The sequence below is a fragment of the Helicobacter sp. MIT 00-7814 genome, assembly GCF_003364115.1.
In the GTDB taxonomy this organism is placed as follows: domain Bacteria; phylum Campylobacterota; class Campylobacteria; order Campylobacterales; family Helicobacteraceae; genus Helicobacter_F.
In genome coordinates this window covers 1-1062 of sequence record NZ_NXLL01000066.1, presented here as the reverse complement: position 1 = coordinate 1062, position 1062 = coordinate 1, and the positions used below count along the sequence as shown (strand labels likewise).

Here is a 1062-nt window from a genome sequence, read left to right as displayed (position 1 = left end):
CTTCGATGAGAAAGAACTAAAGAGAATCAATGATGAGATGTATTGGAATGCGTGGGATAGTGCAGCAAAGGCAAAGGTTGTTGAGAGGTTGAGAAGTCACGAAAAAGGATATAACCTACTTACTTTAAATAAACAGCCCATCTATCCTGATATTACTCAAGATATGCAGGCAGATTTAATTGAGAGCGGAGAATTGAAAATAATTTCATTTAGAAAACTTCAAATTATAACAAGTATGTGGGCTGATGAGAATAGAGAGGAAGCTAAGAATCCGAAATATCAAGAATTATTAGCTTTAAATAAAAAAGATATGAGTGAAGCAAAAGAAGCAAATGAATATAGAGTTATTCAATAGCATTATTTTTTAAAAAGCTGACTGTGTGAGCCAACACGAGCAATGCTTAAAAGTAAAATATTTTCCTCTTTTTCATAGATTAAAAGCAAGTCAGGCTTCACATGGCATTCTCTGAAATCTTTTAGCTCACCTTTAAGCTGATGATCTTTGTATTTAGCAGGCAGATTTTCATCATTAGCAAGGCTTGTAATAACTTCATCAACCAAAGCCTGCTCCTTTGCGTTGAGCTTTTTATAATCTTTTACAAAACTCTTAAAATAGATAATGCTATATTTCGCCATTTTGCAATGCTTGCTTAAATTCTTGATGATTTTTAAAGATTTTCGCATTACCGCTTTGAATCTGCTTTTTTATTTGTTTGCGTTCCAAGAGAATCTCTTGCTCTAAAGAATCCTGCTTAGACTTTTGGATTTTGCATTTGACATTAAGCGTTTTGGCAAGCCCTTTGAAAGCTGGCAAAAACTCATCTTTTACATTTTCGATTACTAAAGTCATTTGTCGCCCCTATCCTTAGTTTATTGCTTGGTATTGTATCTTAAATTTGCACCACAAAACGCAAATTTAAAACAATAAGAGAAATTTATTACCTGATACCTCCTATCCCCATCTCAACTATCCCCCCATTACTTCCCAAAGGATTCTGATGTAAAGCATTATATTGTCTTTCAAACGCATTTGCTCTACTTGGGCTTTGCTGTCTAAAGTCT

3 protein-coding genes are annotated in these 1062 nt (G+C 34.0%); 1 reads left to right on the top strand and 2 read right to left on the bottom strand.

Annotation, left to right across the window (positions count from 1 at the left end; translation table 11 throughout):
* A partial coding sequence (locus tag CQA49_RS10195) for a hypothetical protein (protein WP_115575753.1) occupies positions 1–355 on the top strand: 355 nt, incomplete at its 5' end.
* A 2-nt stretch (positions 356–357) separates the two neighbouring features.
* On the opposite strand, the gene CQA49_RS09765 is transcribed toward CQA49_RS10195, so the two are convergent.
* Both CQA49_RS09765 and CQA49_RS09760 read right to left on the bottom strand, forming a co-directional pair.
* The gene (locus CQA49_RS09765; protein WP_115575752.1) at positions 358–636 is read right to left on the bottom strand and encodes a type II toxin-antitoxin system YafQ family toxin; all 279 of its coding nucleotides are present in this window, start codon (positions 634–636) and stop codon (positions 358–360) included.
* Positions 623–850 (bottom strand): hypothetical protein, encoded by a 228-nt coding sequence (locus CQA49_RS09760; RefSeq protein WP_115575751.1) that lies wholly within the window; start codon positions 848–850, stop codon positions 623–625. The genes CQA49_RS09765 and CQA49_RS09760 overlap by 14 nt, the downstream gene beginning before the upstream one ends.
* Positions 851–1062 lie beyond the last annotated feature (212 nt).

Excerpts from the sequence above, each read along its gene's own strand:
- CQA49_RS09760 (WP_115575751.1), bottom strand. The coding sequence starts at position 850 with ATGACTTTAGTAATCGAAAATGTAAAAGATGAGTTTTTGCCAGCTTTC.
- CQA49_RS09765 (WP_115575752.1), bottom strand. The coding sequence starts at position 636 with ATGGCGAAATATAGCATTATCTATTTTAAGAGTTTTGTAAAAGATTAT.